This is a genomic window from Aeromonas sp. 62-46, assembly GCF_001898585.1.
In the GTDB taxonomy this organism is placed as follows: domain Bacteria; phylum Pseudomonadota; class Gammaproteobacteria; order Enterobacterales; family Aeromonadaceae; genus Aeromonas; species Aeromonas caviae.
This window is the reverse complement of sequence record NZ_MKUI01000027.1, coordinates 1-24,067: the sequence shown is the minus strand read 5'-3', so window position 1 is coordinate 24,067 and position 24,067 is coordinate 1. Positions and strand designations below refer to the sequence as shown.

21 protein-coding genes are annotated in these 24,067 nt (G+C 59.9%); 6 read left to right on the top strand and 15 right to left on the bottom strand.

The features are described from left to right. Window positions 1–420: 420 nt before the first annotated feature. The 5 genes from hypF (at window position 421) to hypA (ending at window position 5,601) form a co-directional block, all read left to right on the top strand. Window positions 421–2,820 (top strand): carbamoyltransferase HypF, encoded by a 2,400-nt coding sequence (hypF, locus tag BGO64_RS09410; RefSeq protein ID WP_286700567.1) that lies wholly within the window; start codon window positions 421–423, stop codon window positions 2,818–2,820. 5 nt (window positions 2,821–2,825) lie between these two features. Further along, window positions 2,826–3,077, top strand: a complete 252-nt coding sequence (locus tag BGO64_RS09405; RefSeq protein ID WP_201968897.1) for a HypC/HybG/HupF family hydrogenase formation chaperone — start codon at window positions 2,826–2,828, stop codon at window positions 3,075–3,077. Beyond that, window positions 3,071–4,189, top strand: a complete 1,119-nt coding sequence (gene hypD, locus BGO64_RS09400; protein WP_286700566.1) for a hydrogenase formation protein HypD — start codon at window positions 3,071–3,073, stop codon at window positions 4,187–4,189. Before BGO64_RS09405 ends, hypD begins: the two co-directional genes overlap by 7 nt. After that, window positions 4,186–5,190, top strand: coding sequence for a hydrogenase expression/formation protein HypE (gene hypE, locus BGO64_RS09395; RefSeq protein WP_286700565.1), 1,005 nt, complete (start codon window positions 4,186–4,188; stop codon window positions 5,188–5,190). The genes hypD and hypE overlap by 4 nt, the downstream gene beginning before the upstream one ends. Before the next feature lie 69 nt (window positions 5,191–5,259). Continuing rightward, complete coding sequence (hypA, locus tag BGO64_RS09390) at window positions 5,260–5,601, top strand: hydrogenase maturation nickel metallochaperone HypA (RefSeq protein WP_286700564.1); 342 nt, start codon at window positions 5,260–5,262, stop codon at window positions 5,599–5,601. Here the strand turns inward: hypA and BGO64_RS09385 are convergent. Next, window positions 5,579–5,947 (bottom strand): hypothetical protein, encoded by a 369-nt coding sequence (locus tag BGO64_RS09385; RefSeq protein ID WP_286700563.1) that lies wholly within the window; start codon window positions 5,945–5,947, stop codon window positions 5,579–5,581. The two genes, hypA and BGO64_RS09385, sit on opposite strands and share 23 nt — an antisense overlap. Here BGO64_RS09385 and hypB point away from each other — a divergent pair. After that, window positions 5,828–6,664 (top strand): hydrogenase nickel incorporation protein HypB, encoded by an 837-nt coding sequence (hypB, locus tag BGO64_RS09380; protein ID WP_286700562.1) that lies wholly within the window; start codon window positions 5,828–5,830, stop codon window positions 6,662–6,664. The genes BGO64_RS09385 and hypB overlap by 120 nt on opposite strands. 365 nt (window positions 6,665–7,029) lie before the next feature. Here the strand turns inward: hypB and BGO64_RS09375 are convergent, their stop codons facing one another. From BGO64_RS09375 to BGO64_RS09310, 14 genes are all read right to left on the bottom strand, one after another. Beyond that, entirely contained in the window at window positions 7,030–7,671 is a 642-nt protein-coding gene (locus BGO64_RS09375; RefSeq protein WP_286700561.1) for an ATP-binding cassette domain-containing protein, read from the bottom strand. After that, window positions 7,671–8,459, bottom strand: coding sequence for an ATP-binding cassette domain-containing protein (locus BGO64_RS09370; protein WP_286700560.1), 789 nt, complete (start codon window positions 8,457–8,459; stop codon window positions 7,671–7,673). Before BGO64_RS09370 ends, BGO64_RS09375 begins: the two co-directional genes overlap by 1 nt. Then, the gene (locus tag BGO64_RS09365; protein ID WP_286700559.1) at window positions 8,453–9,268 is read right to left on the bottom strand and encodes an ABC transporter permease; all 816 of its coding nucleotides are present in this window, start codon (window positions 9,266–9,268) and stop codon (window positions 8,453–8,455) included. The genes BGO64_RS09370 and BGO64_RS09365 overlap by 7 nt, the downstream gene beginning before the upstream one ends. After that, a complete protein-coding gene (locus tag BGO64_RS09360; protein ID WP_502686716.1) occupies window positions 9,258–10,262 on the bottom strand; it encodes an ABC transporter permease in 1,005 nt (334 codons plus the stop codon). Before BGO64_RS09360 ends, BGO64_RS09365 begins: the two co-directional genes overlap by 11 nt. Further along, window positions 10,247–11,866: an ABC transporter substrate-binding protein gene (locus tag BGO64_RS09355; RefSeq protein WP_286700557.1), complete on the bottom strand. Its 1,620-nt coding sequence runs from the start codon at window positions 11,864–11,866 to the stop codon at window positions 10,247–10,249. The genes BGO64_RS09360 and BGO64_RS09355 overlap by 16 nt, the downstream gene beginning before the upstream one ends. Before the next feature lie 104 nt (window positions 11,867–11,970). Further along, window positions 11,971–12,531, bottom strand: coding sequence for a hydrogenase-2 assembly chaperone (gene hybE / locus BGO64_RS09350; protein ID WP_286700556.1), 561 nt, complete (start codon window positions 12,529–12,531; stop codon window positions 11,971–11,973). Then, entirely contained in the window at window positions 12,513–13,043 is a 531-nt protein-coding gene (locus BGO64_RS09345; protein ID WP_167826295.1) for a HyaD/HybD family hydrogenase maturation endopeptidase, read from the bottom strand. Before BGO64_RS09345 ends, hybE begins: the two co-directional genes overlap by 19 nt. Beyond that, window positions 13,043–14,746: a hydrogenase 2 large subunit gene (hybC, locus tag BGO64_RS09340; RefSeq protein ID WP_286700555.1), complete on the bottom strand. Its 1,704-nt coding sequence runs from the start codon at window positions 14,744–14,746 to the stop codon at window positions 13,043–13,045. The genes BGO64_RS09345 and hybC overlap by 1 nt, the downstream gene beginning before the upstream one ends. Next, window positions 14,743–15,930 carry a Ni/Fe-hydrogenase cytochrome b subunit gene (gene hybB, locus BGO64_RS09335; RefSeq protein ID WP_024941907.1) on the bottom strand — a complete coding sequence of 396 codons (1,188 nt, stop codon included), beginning with the start codon at window positions 15,928–15,930 and terminating at the stop codon, window positions 14,743–14,745. The genes hybC and hybB overlap by 4 nt, the downstream gene beginning before the upstream one ends. Then, a complete protein-coding gene (hybA, locus tag BGO64_RS09330; RefSeq protein ID WP_042015680.1) occupies window positions 15,923–16,948 on the bottom strand; it encodes a hydrogenase 2 operon protein HybA in 1,026 nt (341 codons plus the stop codon). The genes hybB and hybA overlap by 8 nt, the downstream gene beginning before the upstream one ends. Window positions 16,949–16,950: 2 nt before the next feature. Further along, window positions 16,951–18,084: a hydrogenase 2 small subunit gene (gene hybO / locus BGO64_RS09325; protein WP_286700554.1), complete on the bottom strand. Its 1,134-nt coding sequence runs from the start codon at window positions 18,082–18,084 to the stop codon at window positions 16,951–16,953. Between the two features lie 598 nt (window positions 18,085–18,682). Beyond that, window positions 18,683–19,480, bottom strand: coding sequence for a hypothetical protein (locus BGO64_RS09320; RefSeq protein WP_286700553.1), 798 nt, complete (start codon window positions 19,478–19,480; stop codon window positions 18,683–18,685). A gap of 3 nt (window positions 19,481–19,483) precedes the next feature. Then, a complete protein-coding gene (locus BGO64_RS09315; protein ID WP_286700552.1) occupies window positions 19,484–22,042 on the bottom strand; it encodes an N-acetylglucosaminidase in 2,559 nt (852 codons plus the stop codon). Window positions 22,043–22,051: 9 nt separating this feature from the next. Continuing rightward, window positions 22,052–24,067: type VI secretion system Vgr family protein (locus BGO64_RS09310; RefSeq protein ID WP_286700551.1), on the bottom strand; the 2,016-nt coding region annotated here is incomplete at its 5' end.

Here is a 24,067-nt window from a genome sequence, read left to right as displayed (position 1 = left end):
GATCGGCTCAGCGCCCCGGGGGCGTGGCGCCGCCTGCCCTCACACGCCGATCGCTGGCGGAGCAGGCTCACAGGATCGCAAAGAAGCGCCGCATCTGGCACTCAAACAGGGGCGAGATCAAAGTATTGGGGACAAGTGCCCCGGTAAACTTGGCCCCCGTGACAGGACGAGGGCCTCCTCTTCCTGCCAAGGCTACGCCCCTTCTATCGCGACGCAGCCCGTTGCCCCCCGTTCGTTGCACCCGATGGCCCATGCCGTGGCGGCAGGCCAGCAGATGGGAGTTCGATATCGCATGACATCCCCCAGGATGATCGCCGGATGGCCGCCCCTGTCGGCCCTCCCCAGCCCCCTTGTCATGAGGGAGGGTTCCCTGCCCCCCGGTTATCAGGGAGGGGCGCTGGCCCCTCTTTGGATGGCGCCATGACCACGTCGACACGCCTTCGACTGCGCCGGGAATTTCATATAGACGGCATCGTACAGGGGGTCGGCTTTCGCCCCTTCGTCTATGGGCTGGCGCTGCGCCACAGCCTTGCCGGCTATGTATTGAACGACGCGAGCGGCGTCACCATCGGCGCGGAAGGATCCCCTGAGCAGCTCGCCAGCTTTGCCCGCGAACTGCGGGAACTGGCACCGCCCTTGAGCCGCATCGATCATTTTAACGAGCGGGAGCTGCCCCAAAACCCGAATCCCGATTACAACGGCGCCTTTCATATCAAGGCAAGCCAGCAGCAGAGCGCGGCCACGGTCGCCATCTCGCCGGATCAGGGGATGTGCGAGGCGTGCGCCACGGACGTGGCCAATCCAAGCGATCGCCACCACCACTACCCCTTTACCAACTGCACCCACTGCGGCCCGCGCTACACCATCATCCGCCGCCTCCCCTACGACCGCCCCCATACCGCCATGGCAGGCTTTGCCATGTGCCCGCGCTGCGCGGCAGCCTACGAAGATCCGCTGGACAGACGCTACCACGCCCAGCCGGTGAGCTGCCCCGAGTGCGGGCCGCATCTGACCTGGCGCAGCGGCCGCGGCGATACGCTGGCCGAGCGCGAGGGTGCCCTGCAAGCAGCTGCCAGCGCCCTGCAAGCGGGGGCGCTGATTGCGGTCAAGGGGATGGGGGGGTATCACCTGATATGTGATGCCCGCAATGAACGGAGTGTGGCCAGATTGCGAACGCTCAAGCGGCGTGAACGCAAGCCGCTGGCGGTGATGATGGGCTCCCTTGCCGAGGCCAAACTGCATGTCACCGGCAGCGAAGACGAGTGGAAGCTGCTCACCTCTCAGGCCAGACCCATCACCCTGCTGCGCAAGCGCATTAACGATGATCGGCTCTCAGAATCCCTACTGACAACCGCGCCGCTGGCCGAGAGGATCGCCCCCGGCATCCCCTACCTTGGCATCATGCTCCCCTATACCCCACTCCATCAGCTGTTGCTGGATGCCTGCGCCATGCCGCTGGTGGCCACCAGCGCCAATGGTCGCGGCAGCCCAATCCTTATCGAGTGCGAGGCGGTGGTCAGGGAACTCGGCAGCGAGATTGACGGCATCCTGGATCACAACCGCCCCATCCTGCACCCGTGCGACGACAGTCTGGTGCAGTGGGCGGGCGGGCGGCGCCAGACGTTGCGGCTAGCCCGGGGCTATGCCCCCTGCACCCCCAGCCTGCAAGAGGCAGTCAAGGTACCGCTCTTGGCAGTCGGGGCGCAGCAGAAGAACCAGCTGGCGCTCGCCTTCGGCCGCCAGCGCATCTACAGCCCCTATATCGGCGATCTGCACAGCTTGCCGATGCAAGGCCACTTCGAGCAGACTCTGGCGACCTTTCGCGATCTCTACGATCTCAAACCCGAAGTGCTGGTCTCGGATCGCCACCCGGGCTATCTCAGCCATCAGTGGGCCAAGGACTATTGCCAAGATCAGGGTGCCACCCACCTCAAGGTGCAGCACCATCACGCCCACCTGCTGGGGGTGATGGCCGAGCACGACATCAGGGGCCCTGTGCTGGGGGTTGCCTTCGACGGCACCGGCCTTGGCGATGACGGCACCCTCTGGGGCGGCGAGCTGCTGCTGGCAGACATTCAGGGCTTTACGCGGGTTGCCCACCTCACCCCCTTCAAGCTGATCGGCGGCGAAGCGGCCATCCGCGAACCGGTGCGCCAGTTGCTGGGGCTGCTGTTTGAATCGCACAGTTCTGAGCAGATCAGCACCCTCGATATTCCGTTGATCAAGCAACTGCCCCTTAAGCGGATCAGCAACCTGCACCAGCTCTGGCAGCTGGGTCGCAACGCCCCCTACACCAGCTCCATCGGTCGGCTGTTCGATGCGGTGGCGGCGCTGCTGGGGGTGATCGATACCCCGGATTACGAGGGCGAAGCAGGGCTCTTGCTGGAGGCGGCTGCCTTGCAGCTGGCCCCCGATGAAGCGCCCTTCCCCCTCGCCTTTGGCCTCAGCCAGTCAGCGGAGGGGCCACTGCAGATCCAGTGGGCCGAGCTCATCCATACCCTTGTCAGCGAGCGGCGCCAAGGCACCTCCACCGCCAGCCTGGCCGCCGGCTTTATCCGCGCCATCAGCAAGCTGGTGGTTGCCCTTGCCGAGCGCTTCCCCGGCTATCCGGTGGCGCTCGGGGGCGGCGTCTTTCAAAACCGGGTGCTGATGGACCAGCTGGTCCCCGCACTCGAAGCCGCCGGCCGGCGGGTATTGACCAGCGAAACCCTGCCGCTCAATGACGGTGGCATCGCCGCCGGTCAGCTCTGGTTTGCCATCCACCATATTGCCACGCACCGCCCAACCACAGCCGGCTGTGCCACCTTGTCGGAGTCCTGAAATCCATGTGTCTATCCATCCCCTCTCAGGTGGTGCAACTGCACCCCGAAGATAACTGCGTCACCGTCGACACCCTGGGGGTGCAGCGGCGCGTCAGCTGCATGCTGCTCGAAGAGCCTCTCAACATTGGCGACTATGTGCTGCTCCATATCGGCTTTGTGATGAGCAAGATTGACGAAGCGGAGGCGCAGGCCAGCCTCGAGAGCTTCCGCCAGATGGTGGCCCTGATGCCCAAACAAGAGACGCTGCCATGCTGACCTTGAATGACCTCTTTCAGGGCTTTCGTGAGCCCCAGGTGATCCGCTCCCTCGCCGCCCAGATCACCGAACTGGCCAATGATCTGCCCGAGCCGCTGCGGGTGATGGAGGTGTGTGGCGGCCATACCCACACCATCATGAAGTACGGCCTGCACCAGTTGCTGCCGGCCAGCATCGAGTTTGTCCACGGCCCCGGCTGCCCGGTCTGCATCATGCCCAAAGAGCGCATCGATCAGGCCATCGAGCTGGCCCGCCAGCCCAACGTTATTCTGGTGACGCTGGGGGACATGATCCGGGTGCCGGGCTCCAAAGGCACGCTGGCCCAGCAGCGCGCCAAGGGGAGCGATATCCGCCCCGTCTATGACCCCCTCGACGCCCTGCGCATCGCTCGTGAGAACCCGGAAAAAACCGTGGTCTTCTTCGCCATCGGTTTCGAGACCTCCACCCCGATGACAGCGGCACTCTTGGCTGCTGCGGAAGAGCAAGGGATCGAGAACCTCTTGTTTCATATCAACCATGTGCTGGTGCCCCCCGCCATTCATGCGGTGATGGCCGACGGGGTGGCCAAGGTGAACGCCTTTATCGGTCCCTCCCACGTCAGCGTCATCACCGGCGCCGATATCTACCTGCCCATTGTCGACCGCTATCAGGTGCCAGTGGTGGTGAGCGGCTTCGAGCCGGTGGATGTGATGGAGGCGCTCTTGATGATGGTGCGCCAGAAGGTGGAGGGTCGCTACGCGCTGGAGGTGCAATACAGCCGCGCCGTCACTGCCAGCGGCAATAAAGCCGCCCAGCGGCTGGTCGAGCGCTTTTTCGAGACCCGCGAGCACTTTCGCTGGCGGGGCCTTGGGGATATCAACGCCTCCGCTCTGCGCCTGCGCGATACCTTCGCCAGGCGCGATGCGGAACGTCACTTTCAACTCAGTGAGACCCCCATCGATGACCACAAGGCCTGCCAGTGCGCCGATATCCTGCGTGGGCTGGCCAAGCCGAACCAGTGCAAAGTCTTTGGCCGGGGCTGCACCCCGACCCAGCCCATGGGCAGCTGCATGGTCAGCTCCGAAGGGGCCTGCAATGCCTACTACCGATATATGGGGATCCAGGAACGATGAGAGAAATCCAACTTAGCCACGGTGGCGGCGGAGTGGAAATGAACCAGCTGATCAATCAGCTCTTCTTTCGCCACTTTGGCAACGAGATCCTGTTGCGCGGTGAAGATGCCGCCCTGCTGCCGGTCAGCGGCCCCGTCGCCTTCACCACCGACAGCTTTACCGTCTCGCCGCTCTTCTTCGAGGGGGGCGATATCGGCAAGCTGGCTATCGCCGGCACGGTCAACGATCTCGCCATGATGGGGGCCAAACCCGAGTATCTGAGCGCCAGCTTTATTATCGAGGAGGGATTCCCCTACGCCGATCTGGTCCGCATCGTCGAGTCGATGGCGACCGAGCTTGCCAACAGCGGCGCCCGCATCGTCTGCGGCGATACCAAGGTGGTACCCAAGGGGGCAGCCGACAAGATCTTTATCAACACCAGCGGGGTCGGCACCTTCCCGCTGCCCGAGCAGAGCCGGGGCATCTCGGTGCGCAACCTCAAAGCCGGTGACGCCATCCTGGTGTCGCGGGATATCGGCAGCCACGGCGCCTGCATCCTGATGGCCCGTGACGCCCTGCAACTGGGCTCCGATCTCAAGAGCGACTGCACCACCCTCTGGCCGCAGGTAGAAGCGCTGCTAAAAGCGGGTATTACCCCTCACGCCCTGCGCGATGCCACTCGCGGTGGCCTTGCCGCCGTGCTCAACGAGTGGAGCAGCGCCTCCCAGGTGGCCATCGAGCTGGAGGAGTCCGCCATTCCGGTGTGCGATCCGGTGCGTGGCCTGTGCGAGCTCTATGGTTTCGAGCCCCATGATCTCGCCAACGAGGGGACCATGGTGCTGGCCCTGCCTGCCAAACAGGCGCAGGACGCACTGGGCATCTTGCGACAATTTAACCCCGCCGCCAGCCAGATCGGCGTGGTGCAGGCAAGCGATCGTCACAAGGTGATCCTCAACAACCCCTGGGGCAGCCGCCGTTATCTGGAGCTGCCGCAAGGGGAGCTGCTGCCGCGGATCTGTTGACCGGCCATGCCGTTCCGTCAATTACAGGGAGGAGTCACTGCTCCTCCCCATATCGGTTAAGGAGCCACCATGCACGAAATGTCTCTGGCCATGGCCGCCATCGATCTGGCGGCCGAACAGGCCACCCAGCGGGGCTTTACCAAGGTGACCGCCCTCTGGCTCGAGGTCGGCAGCTTCTCCTGCGTCGACCCGGACACCATCGCCTTCTGTTTCGAGGCCGCCGCCAAGGGCACCGCCGTCGAAGGGGCCCAGCTGCACTTTCAGCACCAGGCGGCAGAGGCCTGGTGTTACGACTGCAACCAGACGGTCACCCTCACCGCGCGCGGGCAGGCCTGTCCCGAGTGTGGCGGATACAAATTACGAGTCGCGCAGGGTGATAGCCTGCGCATCACCGACATCGAGGTAAGTTGATATGTGTAGCGTATGCGGATGCGGCCAGGCGCGGATCGCCGGCCATGAGCACGATCATGAGCATCATCATGAACATGAACATAACCATGAGCATGGCCATCATCATGCTCATGACGCCCATCACCATCATGGCCACGATCAGAGTGCGCCGCGCACCCTGATCATTCACCACCACTACCACCATCAGGGGGATGTCCATCACCACTACCACGGGGTGCGGGCACCCATGAGCCATGAGGGGCATGATCACCCACACGACCATCATCATGAACATGCCCACTCTCATGACCACGGCCATTCCCACGCGCATCCCCATGATCACAGCCATGACCATGACCATGACCATGACCATGACCATCAGCAGGGTGATCTGCACTATGGCAAAGGGGAAGCGGGATTGTCGGTGCCCGGCATGGGGCAGCGCCAGCTGATCGCCATCGAGATGGATGTGCTGGCCAAGAACAACGCGCTGGCCGCCCACAACCGCGAACACTTCGACGAGGCGGCCCAGCTGGTGCTCAATCTGGTGTCGAGCCCGGGTTCAGGCAAAACCACCCTGCTGTGCGAAACCCTGCGCCAGCTGGCCGACAAGCGCCCCTGCGCGGTGATCGAAGGGGATCAGCAGACAAGCAGAGATGCGAATCGCATTCGTGCCACCGGCGTCCCTGCCGTGCAGATCAACACCGGCAAGGGCTGCCATCTGGACGCCAAAATGGTCCACGACGCCTGCCACCAGCTGCCCGCCAATGAAGGGGGCATCCTCTTTATCGAGAACGTCGGCAATCTGGTCTGCCCCGCCAGCTTCGATCTCGGCGAGAAGTACAAGGTGGCGATCCTCTCCGTCACCGAGGGGGAGGAGAAGCCTCTCAAATACCCGGACATGTTCGCCGCCGCCCAGCTGATGGTGATCAACAAGATCGATCTGCTGCCCTACGTCAACTTTGACATTGCCCGCTGCATCGAGAACGCCAAACGAGTCAACCCCTATATCCAGGTGATCCAGGTAAGCGCCACCACAGGTGAAGGGATGGATGCCTGGCTCAACTGGCTGGCGACTGCCTGAGTGCGGATAGATCACAACCGCTGATAACGGTGGATAACAAAAGAGGGAGGCTGATGCCTCCCTCTCTTTATCTGCGAAATCTGCGAACCTTGTCAGGCGCTCTCTCTATACCGAATAGCCAGCGTTTCATACTCGCCCCCCTCACCCTCTCCCCAGGGAGAGGGAACCGGTTCGTGGATACAGGCAACATGCTGCAACAATACGATTCCCTCAAACCCCTCAGGGGAGCTTCGAGCATAACAACCAGCCATATTTTCAAACCCAGAGGTTCTCCAAACCCTAAACCCCGAGCCTGGCGAAATGGCACCTTCTGCTCCCTTCTCCCCTTGCGGGAGAAGGGTTGGGGATGAGGGGAAAGCCAACCCTCAGGCCACGCTACGGGCCATCGCCTCCTGCTCCGCAGGCACCTCACCAAAACGTAGCACCCGATGGCAGATCTGGCGCAGCAGTGCCTGCTGGTGACTGAATATCACCATGCCAAGCCCGCGCTGTTCGCACTCAATCATCAACTCCCGCCAGAGCTGGCGCTGAATCTGCGGATCCAGCTGGGCTGTCACCTCATCGGCAATCAGCAGACGAGTGCGAGGATCGAGGGCGCGCAGCAGCGCGATACGGGCCAGCTCACCACCGGAGAGCTGGCCGGGTTTACGACCGAGCCATTCAGGCTTGACCATAAAGCGGGCAAGCATGGCGTCATCGGGGCGCCATACATCCCAGAGCGCCTGCCCGGTGGTGCGATAGGGATTGAAAGTGAGTTCCGGGTGCTGGGGCACCAGCTGGATGGGGTTATAACCTTTTACCTGTTCAGGCACCGGCTGCCCATCCAGCAGGATCTGCCCGCCAGCCCCAACCGGTTGCCAACCCGCCAATACCCGCCCCAGCGTGGTCTTGCCATGGCCACTCGGCGCAGAGATACCGAGTCGCTCGCCCGCTTTCACCGTCAGCGACAATCCCTGCCAGAGGGGACGTTCCCCCTGGGCGATAGTGAGATTTCGTACTTCAAACATCAGGAAACCTCCGGCACAGAGAAGAGCGCGTTGAATTCCGGCAGTGCCTGCCAGTGGGCGCGGAGCATCTCGCTCCCCTGCCCCTGACGCAGATGGTGGCAGCTCAAAGTATCGCTCACCTGCCCCTGATGCAGCGCCACAATGCGATCGGCAAAGCGGGCCGCCAGCGCCAGATCGTGGGTCACCCAGAGGATACCGCTGCCCTGATTGGCCAATTCACGCAACTGGCCGAGCAGCAGACAGGCCAGCCCCTCGTCGAGCCAGGCGGTGATCTCGTCTGCCAGAATGTAGCGGGCGCCGCCGAGCGCCGCAGTGCAGGCCAGAATGCGCTTGGCCATGCCGCCGGAGAGCTGGCGCGGGAATCTGTCCAGGGTGGTCGTGGGCAGCTGGTAGCGCAGCAGCTGCTCACCGAGCCGCTCGCGGGAACCGTTCTGGCCGCAGAGACGTGCCGCACGGCCCAGCTGGCGCTCCACCGTCAGCAATGGATTGAGGGCGCTTACTCCCTGTGGCACATAGCAGAGGGTGTGGCCGCGTAAACGGGTCCGGCTGGCATCGCACAGGGGCACGCCATCAAGGGAGATGGAGCCGCGCATCCTCAGATTGTCCGGCAGCAGGGTCAGAGCGCTTTGCAACAGCAGGCTCTTGCCCTCGCCGCTCCCCCCCACCAGCGCCACTATCTCCCCCGGCGCCAGTTGCAGACTGATATCGGTCAGCAATGGCTGCCAGCTGCGCCGTCCCAGCCAAGAGTAGTGGGCCGCCTCTATGGTCACATGGTCAAAACTCAGCATGGTTCACTCCTGTGCCACAACAGCTGTTGCAGAGCGCGGGTTGCCTGATCAAAGAGCAACACCAACAGCAGCAACATCAGCCCCGGGAAGAGGGCCAGCCACCAGCCGCCACCGGCCAGATAACGCAGCGCATCGGCCAGCAGCAGACCCAGCGAGGCCTCGTGGGCCGCCAGGCCAAAGCCGAGAAAGCTCAGCGCCGCACTGTGCAGCACCGCATGGGGAAACATCAGCAAGGTGCCGATAAACCACTGGGGCAACAGCCCCGGCAGCAGGTGGATGCGCCAGCGACGCAGCGCCCCCATCCCCTGACAGCGGGCCAGCACCACATAGTCGCTGCAGACGATCCGCCGCGCTTCTGCGCAGAGAATGAGCGCCAGCTTGGGCCAGTGGGTGAGCGCCACCGCCAGGATCACCCCGCGCATGCCGCCCCCCACGGTAAAGCAGATCAGGATCAGCAGCAGCATATGGGGCAGCGCCAGCATGGCGTCGATCACCATTCGCACCGCCGCATCACATCTGGGATGAACGAGCGACACGCTTGCCGCCACCATGGCCAGCAGGCCACTGCAGAGCGCCGTGCCTAGCCCAAGTTCCAGACTGGTGAGGGTGCCCTGAAAGGCGCGCAACCAGAGATCCCGCCCCATCTGATCGGTGCCGAACCAGTGGGTCAGCGAGGGGGGCTGCTGGCGCGCCAGCAGATCCATCGGCACATCCTGATGAGAGAGGCTCCAGCCGTAGCTGGCCAGTAGCAGCAGGCAGATCAGCGCAAAGCCAAGACGCAGCAAGGAGGGGAGCGGATTAAACAGCATGCTCGCCCTCCCAGCCCCGGTTGATGCGGGCCAGCAGCACCCGAGCCGCCGTGTTGCCCAAAAAGACCAGCAGAGTGCAGAAGAGCACGATTCCCATCAGCAGGGGGATATCCCCCCGCAGCCCCGCATCCACGGTGGCCTGACCGAGCCCCGGGTAGGAGAAGACCTTCTCGGCCAAGAGCGACCCGCCAATCAGCTCGCCAAGGGAGGCAAACTGCAGACAGATGGCCGGGGTCAGGGCGTGGCGCAGCACGTGAAAACGCAGCATGGGCCAGCCGCCATCCCCCTGAGCGCGGGCGTAGCGAATAAAGTCGCTCTCCAGCACCTCGGCCACCCGCGCCCGAGTATGCAGGGCAATGTTGCCCACCCCGAGCAGCGATAGGGTCGTCACCGGCAGCAACAGATGGCGCAATCGCATCAACCAGTCCGCTTCATCGGCAGAGAGCCCCGGCGTCCAAGCGCAGCAGACCGGAAGCCAAGGCCAGTGCACCGCAAACAGGGCGAGCAGCAACAGGCCGACCCAGAAGGTGGGAAGGGAGGCAAGCAGGTAGGCAAAGCGGCAAATAAGACGATCGGGCCAGCGATTGAGATAGCGACCGGCGCAGAGGCCCAGCAGAATCCCGAAAAAACCGGAGAGCAGCCAGGCACCCGCCAGCAGCAGGAAGGAGGCGGCAAAGCGCTGGCCAATTACCTCACCCACCGGTGCGTTGTAGAGCATGGAGTAACCGAGATCCCCCTGCAGCACCTGGCTAAACCAGTGCCAGTAGCGCAGCCAGAGCGGTTGATCCAGCCCCCAGCGAACGGCGATGCGGGCGTACTGCTCCGGCGGCACATGGAGCAGATCGTTGCCGATATAGGCTTTGATGGGGTCGATGGGGGAGTAACTCAGCAGCACAAAGGTGGCGACCGAGACCAGACATAACAGCCCTGCCAGACGCAGCAGGGCTTTTAGAGTAGCAGTCATCATAGTGGACGAACTTAACGGCACGTCCACCGCCAATCCTGCAGGTTGTTGAGCAGGGACCAGCTACCGTGGATTTCCGGCGCCCCCTTGCCAAGGTCGATGCAACGGTTGGCGAGATAGGTGTGCTGCACGTTGAGCAGCCAGGCCCAGGCGGCATCTCCCTGCACTCCGGCGCCGGTCTTGCCATCCCACTCCACCTGCTGCCAGAACGGCACGGCCGCCTGCCAGTTCGGGGCATCCAGCGCCTGCATGAGGTGGCCATCCACCACAGGGTTGCTGTAGTAGCCCGGGTTGTAGAACTCCACCCCACCGGAGCCGCTCTGGTAGTGGTGATAGAGCTCCATGGGATCCAGACTCCCCCACCCCATCAGCACTGGGTTGGCGTGCATCTCACGCTCCACCTGCTCCCAGCTGCCGGACTTGAGGCTCACCTCAAGACCGATGGACTTGAGCATGGCGCGCACCGCTTCCGCCAAATCCCGGCGGGTGCTGTCGCCACTGGTGTACCAGAGGGTAAAGGCGGCGCGCAGGTCGCCCTTGTGGCGAATGCCGTCACTGCCCATCTTCCAGCCGGCCTCGTCGAGCAGGGCGTTGGCGTGGGCCGCATCCCCATCCTTGAAGGCGGTGGCTTTGTTTAGCCAGGGCAAGCCTTCCACCGCGCTGTAGGCGGGGATGGCGTGCCCTTCCAGCAGTTGATCGGCCAGCAGCTTGCGGTCGATGGCGTAGTTGATGGCGCGGCGCACCGCTACATCCGAGGTCACGTCGTTGCCGATGGGATAACCCTTGGCATCCTTGCCGCCCGCAGGCGGAATGGGGAAGACGATGCCGCGGTTCTCGACACTCGGCCGCACCCACAGCTTGAGGGAAGCAGGCACGGTGGGCGCCAGCGAGGGGGCGATGCGCACCACATCGAGCTGGCTACTCTGGGCGGCGGCATAGGCGCTCTCTTCATCGATAAAGACAAACACCAGCCGTTTGAAGTCATTGTTGCCGCCGGCGTAATAGGGGTTCGCCTCCACCACCAGTTGCTGACCGGGCAGGAAGCTCACCAGCCGGTAAGGGCCGGCACCGACCGGCTTTTGGGCATAGGCTTTTGCGTCGTAATCCTTCTTCGACACTATCCCCAAAGATCCCAGCACGTTGACGAAGGTGCTCTGGGGAGCACTCAGGGTGATGGCAACCTCGGTGGGCGAGAGCACCTTGGCCGAGACAAAGTTGCCCATGTCGATCTTGCCGCCGCCTTGGGCTGCGCTGTTGTAGGTGAAGGCCACATCCTCGGCGGTGAGCGGTGCACCGTTGGAGAATGTCAGGTTCGGCTTGAGGCGGATAAGCCACCCCTTGCCATCCTTGCTCGGGGTCACCGATTGGGTGAGCACATTCTGCCAACTGAGATCGGCGTTCTGCTTGAGCAGCGGACTGTGTAGCAGCAGGTAGCTGCCGTGGCTCCAGCCGAGCAGAGGATCAAACCCTTCGGTGGGTTCAGCGCCGATGGCGAGCTTGAGTTCGGCGGGGACGGGCTGGGCCGCCAGCGCTATGGTAGAGAAACCGCCCGAGAGCAGGGCCAGCAGGAGGGTGGCAACCACAGGGGCGCCATAAAGGCGAACCTGACTGCGGGGATGACGGGGGATGATCATAAGACTCCTTATCCATCTGAACCACCCGACACAGGGGCGCCGGGCGATACATCGAACGAGGGGGCCGACAGGGGCCCCGAACTATGGCAGATGCGCCCTGGGGCCTAGGACTCGGTGGCGCCGAGTCCCAGGCCGCGACGGGCACCGAACAGGCGGCGCCGGCTCAAGTTCACGCCGCCCTCCCCCTGCTGCACCGGAAGCGAAAGCAACATCTTGAGGGTACTGCTCACCAGCGCACGCCCCTCGTCGGCCCCCAGATGCGGGTCGATGGGGGACATGAGCGAGCAAGCCAGCAACTGCCCCGTCTCGGGCAATTCACCCACCATAAAGGTCAGGTTGCCGCAGGGGAGCTGCAGGGCGAGGCGTTCGCTGCTGCCGCGCACCGGCCAGAGCTGATCCGGCCCCGGCAACACCACCACACTCAGCATCCAGGGGGTGAGCACGCAGCCAAGCCACTGACCTTCAAACAACACGCACTCCGCCACAATGGGCATGCTGGCGTGATAGAAGGGCAGCACCTGCATCTCCTGCTGCGCGATCCGCTCGTACTGGGCTACCAGCAGAGGCGCGGGATTGGTGGCAAAACCGGCAAACTCCAGCGCCGACTCTCTCGCGGCTTCGTTCACTGTCTTGTTCACTACCTCATTCACAATGGATTGCGCCATACGCCCTCCCGCGCTCGCTCGGCCTTCTCCTGCTCGGATAGCGGGGTGGCCGGAGCCCCCAGACTGGCCAGCAGGGTCAGGATCCGATCCGTCGCCTCCCCCAGCGCCGCCGCCACCACGGGAGTGAGGCCGATGCGGGGTTCGAGGGATTCGGGCTCGACCCCGATCAGGGTGAGCCGCCTGGGGGATTCCCCTGTCATGTGCAGCGCCGAGAGCACGTCCGCCAGCCCCAGCTGATGGGGAGAGATCTTGCGACCGAACAGGGTCGGGATCTCCTCATCTTTCAGGGTCACCACTGTGCCCGGCGGGTTACCGCTGCGCACCGCGTCCGCCAGTATGATGTGGTCACGACTGGCCATCGCTTCGAGCAGCTCCATGCCGGCGGTGCCGCCATCGAGCAGCTCGATGCCGGGGGCGAAACGGTAGTTGCGCTCCAACACCTCGACGATGCGCACGCCGACGGCCTCATCGCTCAAGAGCAGGTTGCCCACGCCCAGGATCAGGGTGTTCATCACAGCACCTTCACCTGAGTCGTTTCGCCATTCTGGGTATCCACCACATGCACTGCGCAGGACATGCAGGGGTCGAACGAGTGGACTGTGCGCACTACTTCCAGCGGCTTGGCGGGGTCAGCCACCGGGGTGCCCACCAGGGATTGCTCGTAGGGGCCGGGTTCATCGTTGAAGTTGCGCGGGCCCGAGTTCCAGGTCGACGGCACCACCGCCTGATAATTCTCGATCTTGCCGCCCTTGATGACGATCCAGTGAGAGAGCATGCCGCGCGGCGCCTCTTCAAAGCCCACCCCGCGAAACTCCTTGTCCGCCGGGATCTCTGCCTTGATATAGGCGGTGGTGTCCCCCTTGCCGATATTGTCCACCAGCGCCTTCCACTGATGTGACAGGGTGTCTTTGAGCACGCAGCAGCGCACCGCGCGGCCGATGATGCGGCCCATGGTGGAGTGCAGCTGTGCAGGTGTGATGGCCGAGCCGGTGAGCGCCTTGTAGATGCCGTTCAGCTGATCGAAGTGCGTCACCGTCTCCGGGTGCTTGGCGGCGAGCTTCACCAACAAGTCTGCGAGCGGCCCCACCTCCACCACCTTGCCATAGAAGGTGGGGGATTTGACCCAGGAGTATTTGCCGTCATCCTGCCAGCCGGTGTAGTTGGGCTCGGTCTTGCCCTCCCAGGGTTTGAGGGGCTCGTCATCCTTGTACCAGGCGTGCTTGTTGCTCTCGGCGATGCCATCCATCAGCCAGGCATCCTGATGGCTCTCGATGGGGCGATAGCCGGCCAGATCGCCATTCTCGATGTAGCCACCGGGCATCAGGAAGCTGCCGCCGTCACCGTCGGTGGGCAGCTCCGGCACGCTCAGGTAGTGCTTGGCCCCCTGCCCCAGGTTCAGCCACTCGGGGTAGTGCGCGGCTATGATGGCGGCATCCACCTTGTAGACCTGCTCGATGAACTCGCCGAGCCGGTCGATAAAGCTCTTCACATAGAGCAACCGCTCCAGGTTGAGCACGCTCGGTGCATCCAGGTTGATGGGGTTGGCCACCCCGCCCACCGCCAGGTTCTGGATGTGGGGCGTCTTGCCGCCGAGGATGGCGACGATGCGGTTGGCATCGCGCTGGCACTCCAGTGCCTGCAGATAGTGGGCCACGGCGATGAGGTTCACCTCCGGGCTCAGTTTCATCGCCTTGTGGCCCCAATAGCCGTTGGCAAAGATGCCGAGCTGGCCGCTCGCCACCAGGGCGCGGATCTTCTCCTGCACCTTGGTCAGCTCGTCGGCGCTGTTGAGGGACCAGGTCGATACCCCCTTGAGCATGTCCGCCGCTTTTTGCGGATTGGCCTGCAGTGCGGCGGTGATGTCCACCCAGTCCAGCGCGGAGAGCTGATAGAAGTGGACGATGTGATCGTGGATGTTGTGGGCCGCGATGATGAGGTTGCGGATGTACTGGGCATTGACCGGCACCTTGGCGCCGATGGCGTTCTCCACCGCCCGCACCGAGGCGATGGCGTGAATGGAGGTGCACACCCCGCAGATGCGCTGCACTATCATCCAGGCATCGCGCGGGTCGTTGCCCTTGACGATCTCCTCCATCCCGCGCCACATGGTGCCGGACGACCAGGCCTTGGTGACGACGCCGCCTTCGATTTCACAGTCGATACGCAGGTGACCCTCGATGCGGGTGATGGGGTCTATGGTGATACGTTGGCTCATACGTTGGCTTTCCCTCGGGCCTGATAATCTTGGTGAACACGTTCAAGTGATGGCAGTACCGGCAGCAGCCGGATCAGCAGCAAATAGGCACACACCTCGATGGCGACGAAGCCCAGGGAGATCAGCACTTCCGCCGCGGAGGGGAAGTAGTGGTAGCCATTGCCGGGGTTGAAGGCGAGCAGGGAGTAGTCCAGTCGCCAGAGGGCGGCGCCCAGCAGCATGCTGAGAGCTCCCAGGAACAACATGCGCGAATCGCGGCGGCTCTTGTCCCAGTGGAACACCAGCAGCGGGAAGATCATCAGCGCGATCTCGCTCCAGAACATCAAGGCATAGCGATTCCACTGGGAGAGATACTCCGACTTGTCGTTGATGACGATCTCGGCAAAGCGCAGCGCCACAAACAGGATCAGGAAGATGTCGATCACCTGGGTCAGCTTGTAGAACAGCGACTTCTCGTTGGGGCCGCGCCCCGCCAGCCCCGCCTGCACCAGGGAGCCTTCAAACACCACGATGGAGAAGCCCATGATGAAAGCGGTCAGAAGCGAAAAGACCGGCAGCAGCTCGTAGCTTTGCCAGAGCGGATGGATCTTCTCCCCCGCCACTATCATCAAAGAGCCCATCGAGGATTGGTGCATGGTGGGCAGCAGGGCCCCCAGCGCCAGGATGAAGAACATGATCTTGTTGAGCCGCGCCATGGAGGCCTTCCAGCCGAACTTCTCCAACAGTACGGGGGCAAACTCCAGCGCCATCACCCCGATGTAGATAGTCATGCAGACCGCTGTCTCGAACAGCACCGAGGAGGTGTTGAAGAAACCCGGAATGTAGAAGTAGGGCAAGTTCCAGTAACGGCCAACGTCGATGGTGATGGAGAGGCCGCCCAGCGAATAGCCGAACAGGCTCGCCAGCAGGGCTGGCCTTACCAGGGGGTGATACTCGCCCCGGTTGAAGACGTAGACCGCCCAGGCCAGTGCCCAGCCGCCGCAGGCGAAACCGGTGCCGATCAAGAGGTCAAAGGAGATCCAGAGACCCCAGGGGTAGCCGCCGTTCAGATCGGTGACCGAGCCCAGCCCGAAGATGAGGCGTTTGAGGATCAGCATGCCGCACAGGATGACGAACGGCGCCAGCACCATGACCGGCCAGCTGACCAGCCTGCCCCCCAGCGGATGTGCCTTGTGATTACTCATGATCCTTGCCTCCCGATTGCTTGTCATGGCCCGCGTGCGAGTCATGATCGTCGCCATCCTGATGGTCCTTGGTGTTGCGGCGAATGAGCACCGAGAGCCCGGTCAGCACCACCAGCGGCAGCACCATCCCCTTGTAGAGGGTGTGCTGGATGTGCTCGGAGCGCGCCCCGGAGGAGAGCTCCGGCAAGTCAGGCATGTCGAGCTTGGTGTAGGGCACCCCGGCCAGCACCAGCACCTGGGTGCCGCCCCCCTCCTTCTCGCCATAGACGTAAGGCTGGTAGTTGGGCACTTCATGCAGGTAGGGATCGTTGGCGCTGAAGGTCTGGCGCGGGTAGGCATATTCGCTGCCCGGGGTGGCCAGCAGCCGGCGCTTGGCCTCGGCCATCAGCGCCTCGCGGGTGCCGAAGATGACGGCGCCGGTGGGGCACACCTCGACGCAGCCGGGCAGCTTGCCCTGATCGATGCGCTCAAGCCCCTTCTGGTTGCAGAGCTCACACTTGTGGATCGCCCCGAACGGGTTGTCGTAGTCATATTTGGGCACGTCGAACGGGCAACCCACCATGCAGTAGCGGCAGCCGGTGCAGACGTCCGGGTCGTAATGGACGATGCCGGTCTTGGGATCCTTGGTCAGCGCCTGCACCGGGCAGACGGAGACGCAGTTGGGATCGACACAGTGCATGCACTGCTTCTTGATGTAGGCATAGCCATCCACCAGCTGATCCTTGTGCTCACCCGTGCCGCTCTTCCACACCTGAATGATGTTGTTGGTGTAGGGGCTCAGCTTGTCGTTGTTGGACCAGGTTGCTTCCCCGGCCGGATTGGCCGGGTTGCCGTTGAGGCGCTGACACTCAGCCACACAGGCCTGACAGCCGATGCAGAGGGTGGAGTCGTAGAGCATGCCGAGCGCGCCGGGAATGGGCGGCTTGTTCTCGGCCGCCGCCAGGGCAGTGCCGGAGACGGTGGTGCCCGCCGCCAGCGCACCGACGGAGGCGAATTTGAGGAAGTTGCGTCTGTTCACGGTCACTCCTCCCGTGATGAGTGCTGCTCGGCTTCATGGCGCTTCTGCTGGCGACCGAGCTCGCGCACCGTCATCAGACTCACCCCGACCAGCACCCCGAGCGCCCCACCGATAAGGCCGGTGGCGGTGGGCGACATGTGCCCTCCCTCCTGAATGGCCACGTCGGGCTTGTTGACCCGCGGGGTGGGATTCTCCACCTTGGCGAGCTGGAAGATCCCCTTGCTGAAACCCACTCCCTGCTCGTTGCAGCCGTAGCAGGGATGGCCGATGCCCACCGGCCAGATACCGCCGCCCACGTCGCAGAACTCCAGGGTCGAGCAGTTGCCGTAGGTCTCCGGCCCCTTGCAGCCCAGGTGATAGAGGCACCAGCCCTGACGGTGGCCCTCGTCACCGAACTCCTTGGCGAAGCGGCCGGCGTCGAAGTGCGGACGGCGCTCGCAGTTTTCGTGGATGAGCCGTTCATAGGCAAACAGCGGCCGCTTCTTGGCATCGAGCGCCGGCAGCTTGCCGTAGGTGATGTAGTAGGCGACCGTGGTGAGGAAGTTGTGGGGGTTGGGCGGGCAGCCCGGGATATTGATAATCGGCGTGCCGAGGTTGCCGAGGGCCTCCTCCAGGCTGACGGCGCCGGTCGGGTTGCCGCCGCTGGCGGGCACCCCGCCCCAGGCGGCGCAGGAGCCGATGGCGATGACGGCAGCCGCATCGGCAGCCGCGCGGCGAATATGGTCGACGATGGGTTCACCGGCCACCATGCAGTAGATGCCGCCATCTTTAAGCGGGATGGAGCCGTCCACCACCAGCACATACTTGCCCTTGTAGCGTTCGATGGCATTGTGCTTGTTCTCTTCGGCCTGATGGCCGAAGGCCGCCGAGAGTACCTCGTGGTACTCCAGCGAAATGGTGTTGAGGACCAGGTTCTCGATGGTGGGGTGGGTGGCGCGCAGCAGCGACTCGGTGCAACCGGTACACTCCTGCGCCCCTATCCAGATCACCGGGGGTCGCTCGGGGCTGGTGAGCGCGGTGGCCATCTTGGCCACGGCGTGTTGGCTTAATCCAAGGGTTGCGGCCATCCCGGCGCACAATTTCATAAAGTCACGGCGATTAATTCCATGAGCCGATAAAAAAGTATCCTCGACCATTCTTCTTATTCCCGTCAGTGAGCATTGTTTGACAAATGCTTAATTGCGGGAATGCTATGCCTCCCCCTCCCCCTTTATGTTGATCTCCATCAAGTCGAACCCTATTAATGCCTCTATTGGACTGGAGAGTGAAATTAAAAAAGCTATATGCTACATGCATTTATTATTTTCCGAGCCCCCAAAACACCCACAAAGAGGTATTTCAAGAAAAACCTAATTAACACCATATAAATTACGTCTTTGTTTTCGGCATGAAATTATAAAAATGAAAGCATTGTCACAGAATTTATTTTTCGGCCCTGTTATTCCAGCATCTCATCTTCATCAATAGGTGTTGCAGCGTACATAACGCCACCAGTCAGTCCTTCATCTCTTGCCAAAACAGAAATAAATTAATCAAGCGCGGTACTTTAATAGCCAAGCTCAAGGACTACAGAAAGTGGCTGAATCACCAGCAGAAACGCTTGTATCTCGTACGCAACCCGCTTTCATTGTACAGACCAGGCAGGCCTCCCAAGCCATGATGACACAAGAAAACACCGGCTGAAGCCGGTGTCAGGTGATAACTAGATCTGTACAGTCAGTCAATAACTCCATGTCATACTGGGTTTATTGAAATATCTATTTGCTTAACGGTTTCTGAGCCGATGAAACGTATTGATTTATTATCATAATAGTAAATTAAATCACCATCTTGTATCGCTGAAGGCTTACCATATACTTTTAGGACGTTAAGCATTTTACTTCCAACAAAAATCCCCCTACTGCTAAACCCTATATCGCTCTTGAGGGTAATCCTAGTTATTCTGTAATCATCAAAATCTCTTTTTATTTTATCATAGTTAAGATTGGATGACTCTATATAAATAGGGTCAAAATCGTGTTGATAAAACTTATAATCAACCCCATTTATAGTTCTAAATAAATCTATATATTTATTCCCATTATCTATTTCAGTGAGATTATCAAATAGCCATGCTATATCACTGTAACTATTGTCAATATGTATTTCAGTACCATTGAAATCTACAAAGAAATCACCTTCTCTCACATTTAATTTATCTGTCGATATGCTATCTTTGCTGATGCGAGGTGATTTAACCCATCCAGCATGTACTATTCCATTTCTATCTAAATAATTTATATATTGGAAGCCATTATATGATGCATATGATACTGCTTTATCACCATTAATAATGAAAACTTTATTTGATTTACATTTTTCGAGTGGAAAATCATAAAAAAAAGTTCTCCCTTTCGAGGTCACAATGACATCTGAAAGACCATAGTTCACGCCTTCATAATCAGTATCAACACTCGAAAAACTCATTTTTTCACACTCGGATTGAGCACTGAAAGAAAGTAGTAAAAAAACAAGATAAAATATACTTTTCACCAATCACTCCTCGTAAACAGGAACATCTATGTATAGAACGGCATCTGGAAAAATATCAAATCGTTTCTTCATGTTAGGTATTTGATGTTTGGCCCACAGAACATCGCTAGCGTACTGATGTTCACCTGGTGATGCGGGGTTCCAACGCATTTTATAGAGTGTATTTTGTTTGTATTTGGGATGGTTAACAAAGTTATCAGAGATCCATTTAGCCCCTCCATCTATTGCTTTATCAATAGAATCCCATCCTTTATCAAACGCATACTTTGTGCCTAGTGAAGGCTTATCATCTCTAACATTAATTCCATACATATTATAAACTTTAATTCCGTTAAATTCTTTTCCACGTGCGAACCCTGATGTCCCTCGACCAGTTTCTAGTGATGCATGGGAAACAAGATATACTTCACTGACATTATATTTTTTAGCTGCAGACGTAAAAACAGAACCTTTCCCTTCCAAAACTCCTTGACCAAACAAAAACTTATTTATTTCATCATCTGAAACTTCAGAATACTTAGACAGATCAAGAAATTGATAGATAGAATCTTTAGTGACGTCATCGTCTGGAGTTAGATTCACCAACACTTCATTTCGACTTGCTATCTTATAGTTTCCTACTTTGGGGGCATACTGGGAAGGGATTGCCATTTGTTTATCCAGTGCATACGATAGTGGATACCTATAGTGCGTATAGTTTACTACAAATCGATCTTTTTTCTTTCCATAAATAGCTATGGGGTAAATGTGATAAATATTAGGACCAATCTTTAAACTAGCAGCAGTCTGCATCCATTCCAGCTTATCGATGCGCTGTTTTTCATGATCCACCAGCAGGTCAAAATCAGGCAAGCCAATTTTAGCCATCAGTTTTTCCAGCCACAGATAACTGCTGGCCGACGATTTTTCATACCACTCGCTGGGATGCTTTACGATAAGCTTGTGAAGTTGCTCTGCATTGCTGCTATTTTGCAGCGCGGCCTGGATCTCTTCACTGCTCAGTTCACCGCTCTTGTCGGTATCAAAACTGATTACCAATTCGGTAAAGAAAGTAGGCGGCACATCCGGGTCCAGATAACCATCTGATCCTGAACCATCAACCTTTTTAAAGCCAATCTTAAGCCAGTCATGCTGGCTCAAAAGCTCCACTTGCTCTTTCTTGACATATTTTCCTGACGAAATGCTGACCCACTCCTGCTTGGCGGCATCTTTTTCAAACGTTGGTGATTCAACCAGCGCTTCCAGACTCTTGTCACCGGTTGCCACCCAGAGATCTTTACCATCCTGCTTTTTCTTCTCGTGCAAGATGAGTCCCGCCGGGACCTTGGCATAGGTGGCACCACCTTTTGTTCCCGCTTTGTTGGCCAATACATCGTCCAGTCTGGGATCCTGGGTGAAGATTTCAAGATGGACTTGATGCTTGCTCTTCTTGCCACCAATCAAAGAGCCAGGCGTTTCCACCAGGCCGAGATAGCCGATGGTCTCACCTGCGGCAATAGCCACGGGAGATGGCAACACATATAGCTCACCAAGATGAGAAGGTGTACGCGCATTTACCTTGATAAATTCATCTTCGACGCACACCCAGGCCATACCGCAACTACCCGCAGCACCATCTGCATTCGGTGTCACATATTCGCATTTGGCCATCTTGCGTGCTTTGTCACCCACCCAATGGAATTCGAGTTGGTGGGCATCATACGTCACTTTTGTTCCTGCGGGCAGAGAAACGCTTCGGTCTCCTGCCCTCAGACGACCTGTAGGCCCATTGAGAACAGGATCCGCACGACCAACCATATTCGTCAGCACCTCGGCATCTATTTGATCGAATAGCCAGGTTGGCACATTGGGCTTGATAAAGGTCACTGCTTCCGGGCTATTGGCGATCCAGACCGAACTCCCTTGACTGACCACAACACCGGCCTTCTCGGCCTCTTTCATCTGGGTATTGGACAACTGACTCTTGATGATCACCTTGATGAAGTCATACACCTTGCCCCCAACATTCCCCTTTTGGGATGGCACACTGCTGTCCATTTCCAGCTCGGTATCCTTGGGCAAGGTGAAGCGCGGCAAGGCGGCATCAACACGCCGCTGCTCGGCATCGGGATTGGCATGGGGAACGGAATTGCGCGCATTCCACCCCTTCTTCAGTACCAGCTTCTCGGTGCTTTGGTACTGATCCCAAGGCAGCAGATGCATATAGAGCGAGTAGAAGGTGAACTCATTTTTCGCCCTGGTCTCTGCATTCACTTCACAATATTCATGCTGTACCAGGCAGAAGCAGTTGGAATAACGCAAGGACTCCCCCTGAAATTCAGAGGTCAGGTAATCCTTCATCATCCGGAATGCCACCACCTTGCCATCGGCCATGGCTCTGACAGGGTACTTATCCTTGCACCAAGGAGCACTCTTGTCGCTGATATGAATGCCGCCATGCCATTTGTTGTGATTGCCAAGAAGATAGTGACCCGATTGCTCGCCATTGATCAGCGCCGTCAGTGCCTTGACGTCCTTGAACTCTTCCCCTGTGGCTGTGAGGATGGGAAATGCAAACTTCATGCTGTTTCCTTATTCAGAAAAGAGGTAAAACGCGCCAGGCTTCTCTTCTTTCAAGAGTGCCTCCATCGCTTTCTCGGTGGCAATCGCCTTGACCAGTTCAACCAGTTCAGGGACTTTCACCACCTCAACCCCCTTGGGCACTACGGGGGCCTTGCCAGCCCAGCCAGAGCCTGAGCCTGCGCTGCCGCCGGCATTGAGTTTGATGGCGGGGCCCACCAGCTTGATGCCGCTCGGGTCTACTTTCACAAAGCTGCCGCCTCCCTTGAGGGTTATTTCAGAACCCGCCTCCAGCACCAGCTTGTCGCCCACCTTGATATGCACTTCCTGACCGGCTTCCACCAGCAGGGACTGCCCCAGCTTCTGGTGCAGGCTGGCATCCACCGTCAGCGAGTAGTCGGCTTTTATCTGGTCGCGCTTCTCACCCTCCACCGTCAGGTGGTCGTTGGCCTTGATGCGGGTCACCCGCTCATTGTCGATATCGGTGTGCTGGTCGTGCTTGATGTGCCAGGCGGCGTCGTTCTCTATAAGCACGTTCAGGTCTTTCTGACCGTGGATGTAAATCTCTTCCTTGCCCGCCTGGTCCTCAAAGCGCAGCTCGTTGAAACCCTCCCCCTGGTGGGTTTCGGTGCGCAGCACGGTGCGGGTCTTGTTGGCCGGCAACTCGTAGGGCGGCCGGTTGGTGGCGTGATAGGTGCGCCCGGTCACAATGGGCTGGTCGGGGTCCCCCTCCAGGAAACTCACGATGACCTCGTGGCCGATGCGTGGGATGGTCATCATGCCATACTGGCCGCCGGCCCAGCCTTGCGAGACTCGCACCCAGCAGGAGCTCTGGTCGTTGCTCGAGCCGTAGCGGTCCCACGGGAATTGCAGCTTCACCCGGCCATGTTCGTCGCAGTAAATCTCTTCCCCCTCGGGGCCCACCACCATGGCGATTTGCGGACCGTCCACCATCGGCTTGTGAGGAGCCTCAGGGCTGCCGATGCGCGCCCGCCAGGTGGTGCTCGCTTTCACTACGCTGAATTCGTTGTGGTAGACGGAGGGGCCGCTGCCCCCCTCCTCTTCCAGTGCCTGCGGCTGCAAGCCGGTGTGCTGGATGCGCACGATTTGCCAGTCGGTGTTGAGGCTGCCGTTGGGGTGTTCGGTAAGCGAGAAGCTCTGCCCCGGCTGCAAGGCCGCGCAGTTGGACTTAGCCTGGCCCGCCACCGCATCGTTGCGCAGCGCATCGAGCCGGTGCTGGGCAAAGGCCTTGCCGCTGCCATCCTGCTTGTAGCGGCCCGGGAAATCGAAGTGCTGGTAGGTGTCGCGCTGATGCTCAAGCTCCGCCCCCTGCTTTTTGTGGGAGAGACCGTAAGCCGGGGTCTTGAAGCTGTAGTCTTTGAGCTCCACATCGCTCGAACGCACTGCCTCCCGATAGTGGAACTGACGGACGTAGGGCCCCTGTTCCAGCGAACGGTTGCCGAGGTTGAAGAAGAGCTCGGGGCCGGCGGTCAGGGCGGCCGCGTCATCGGCAAACACGATGCGATGCTTGCCCGCTTCAAACTCGTGGAAGTAGAACATCCCCTCTTCGGCGGCGAGGCGGTTCACGAAATCGAGGTCAGTTTCCCGGTACTGAACGCAGTATTCCCGCTTGGCATGCTCGTTTTTCAGGGCAAACGCATAGTCGGTGATGCCGTGCTCTTGCAAGAGGATGGAGAGGATTTCATCGGGCTTCTGCGCCTGGAAGATGCGGGAGTTCTGGCGAAGTGACAGACGCCACAAGGCCGGCTGCACCAGCAGCTGATAGCGGGTGCGGCGAAAGCCGCTATCCCCTTGCGCAAAGTCACTGACCACCCCGTACACCCGGCGCTGCAGCTCGCCGCTGTACCACACCAGCAGCTCACAGGGCTGGTCCAGCACGGCGCCAACGTCGATGTCGGGCTGGGCACTTGCCAGCTCAAGGCGCAGGTTGAACGGCCGGTTCAACGCCTCATCCAGTGCAAACTCGGCCACCACGAAGGTGCTCTCGGGCAGGGCCCCCACCTTGAC

Bases quoted from the DNA above. Each gene is read 5' to 3' on its own strand.
- hypB (WP_286700562.1), top strand. From the start codon at position 5,828: ATGAGCCATGAGGGGCATGATCACCCACACGACCATCATCATGAACAT.
- hybO (WP_286700554.1), bottom strand. From the start codon at position 18,084: ATGGTCGAGGATACTTTTTTATCGGCTCATGGAATTAATCGCCGTGAC.
- hypF (WP_286700567.1), top strand. From the start codon at position 421: ATGACCACGTCGACACGCCTTCGACTGCGCCGGGAATTTCATATAGAC.
- BGO64_RS09345 (WP_167826295.1), bottom strand. From the start codon at position 13,043: ATGAACACCCTGATCCTGGGCGTGGGCAACCTGCTCTTGAGCGATGAG.
- hybC (WP_286700555.1), bottom strand. From the start codon at position 14,746: ATGAGCCAACGTATCACCATAGACCCCATCACCCGCATCGAGGGTCAC.
- hybB (WP_024941907.1), bottom strand. From the start codon at position 15,930: ATGAGTAATCACAAGGCACATCCGCTGGGGGGCAGGCTGGTCAGCTGG.
- hybE (WP_286700556.1), bottom strand. From the start codon at position 12,531: ATGGCGCAATCCATTGTGAATGAGGTAGTGAACAAGACAGTGAACGAA.
- BGO64_RS09385 (WP_286700563.1), bottom strand. From the start codon at position 5,947: ATGGTCATGGTCATGGTCATGGCTGTGATCATGGGGATGCGCGTGGGA.
- BGO64_RS09315 (WP_286700552.1), bottom strand. From the start codon at position 22,042: ATGAAGTTTGCATTTCCCATCCTCACAGCCACAGGGGAAGAGTTCAAG.
- hypE (WP_286700565.1), top strand. From the start codon at position 4,186: ATGAGAGAAATCCAACTTAGCCACGGTGGCGGCGGAGTGGAAATGAAC.
- BGO64_RS09355 (WP_286700557.1), bottom strand. From the start codon at position 11,866: ATGATCATCCCCCGTCATCCCCGCAGTCAGGTTCGCCTTTATGGCGCC.
- hypA (WP_286700564.1), top strand. From the start codon at position 5,260: ATGCACGAAATGTCTCTGGCCATGGCCGCCATCGATCTGGCGGCCGAA.
- BGO64_RS09365 (WP_286700559.1), bottom strand. From the start codon at position 9,268: ATGCTGTTTAATCCGCTCCCCTCCTTGCTGCGTCTTGGCTTTGCGCTG.
- BGO64_RS09405 (WP_201968897.1), top strand. From the start codon at position 2,826: ATGTGTCTATCCATCCCCTCTCAGGTGGTGCAACTGCACCCCGAAGAT.
- BGO64_RS09370 (WP_286700560.1), bottom strand. From the start codon at position 8,459: ATGCTGAGTTTTGACCATGTGACCATAGAGGCGGCCCACTACTCTTGG.
- BGO64_RS09375 (WP_286700561.1), bottom strand. From the start codon at position 7,671: ATGTTTGAAGTACGAAATCTCACTATCGCCCAGGGGGAACGTCCCCTC.
- hypD (WP_286700566.1), top strand. From the start codon at position 3,071: ATGCTGACCTTGAATGACCTCTTTCAGGGCTTTCGTGAGCCCCAGGTG.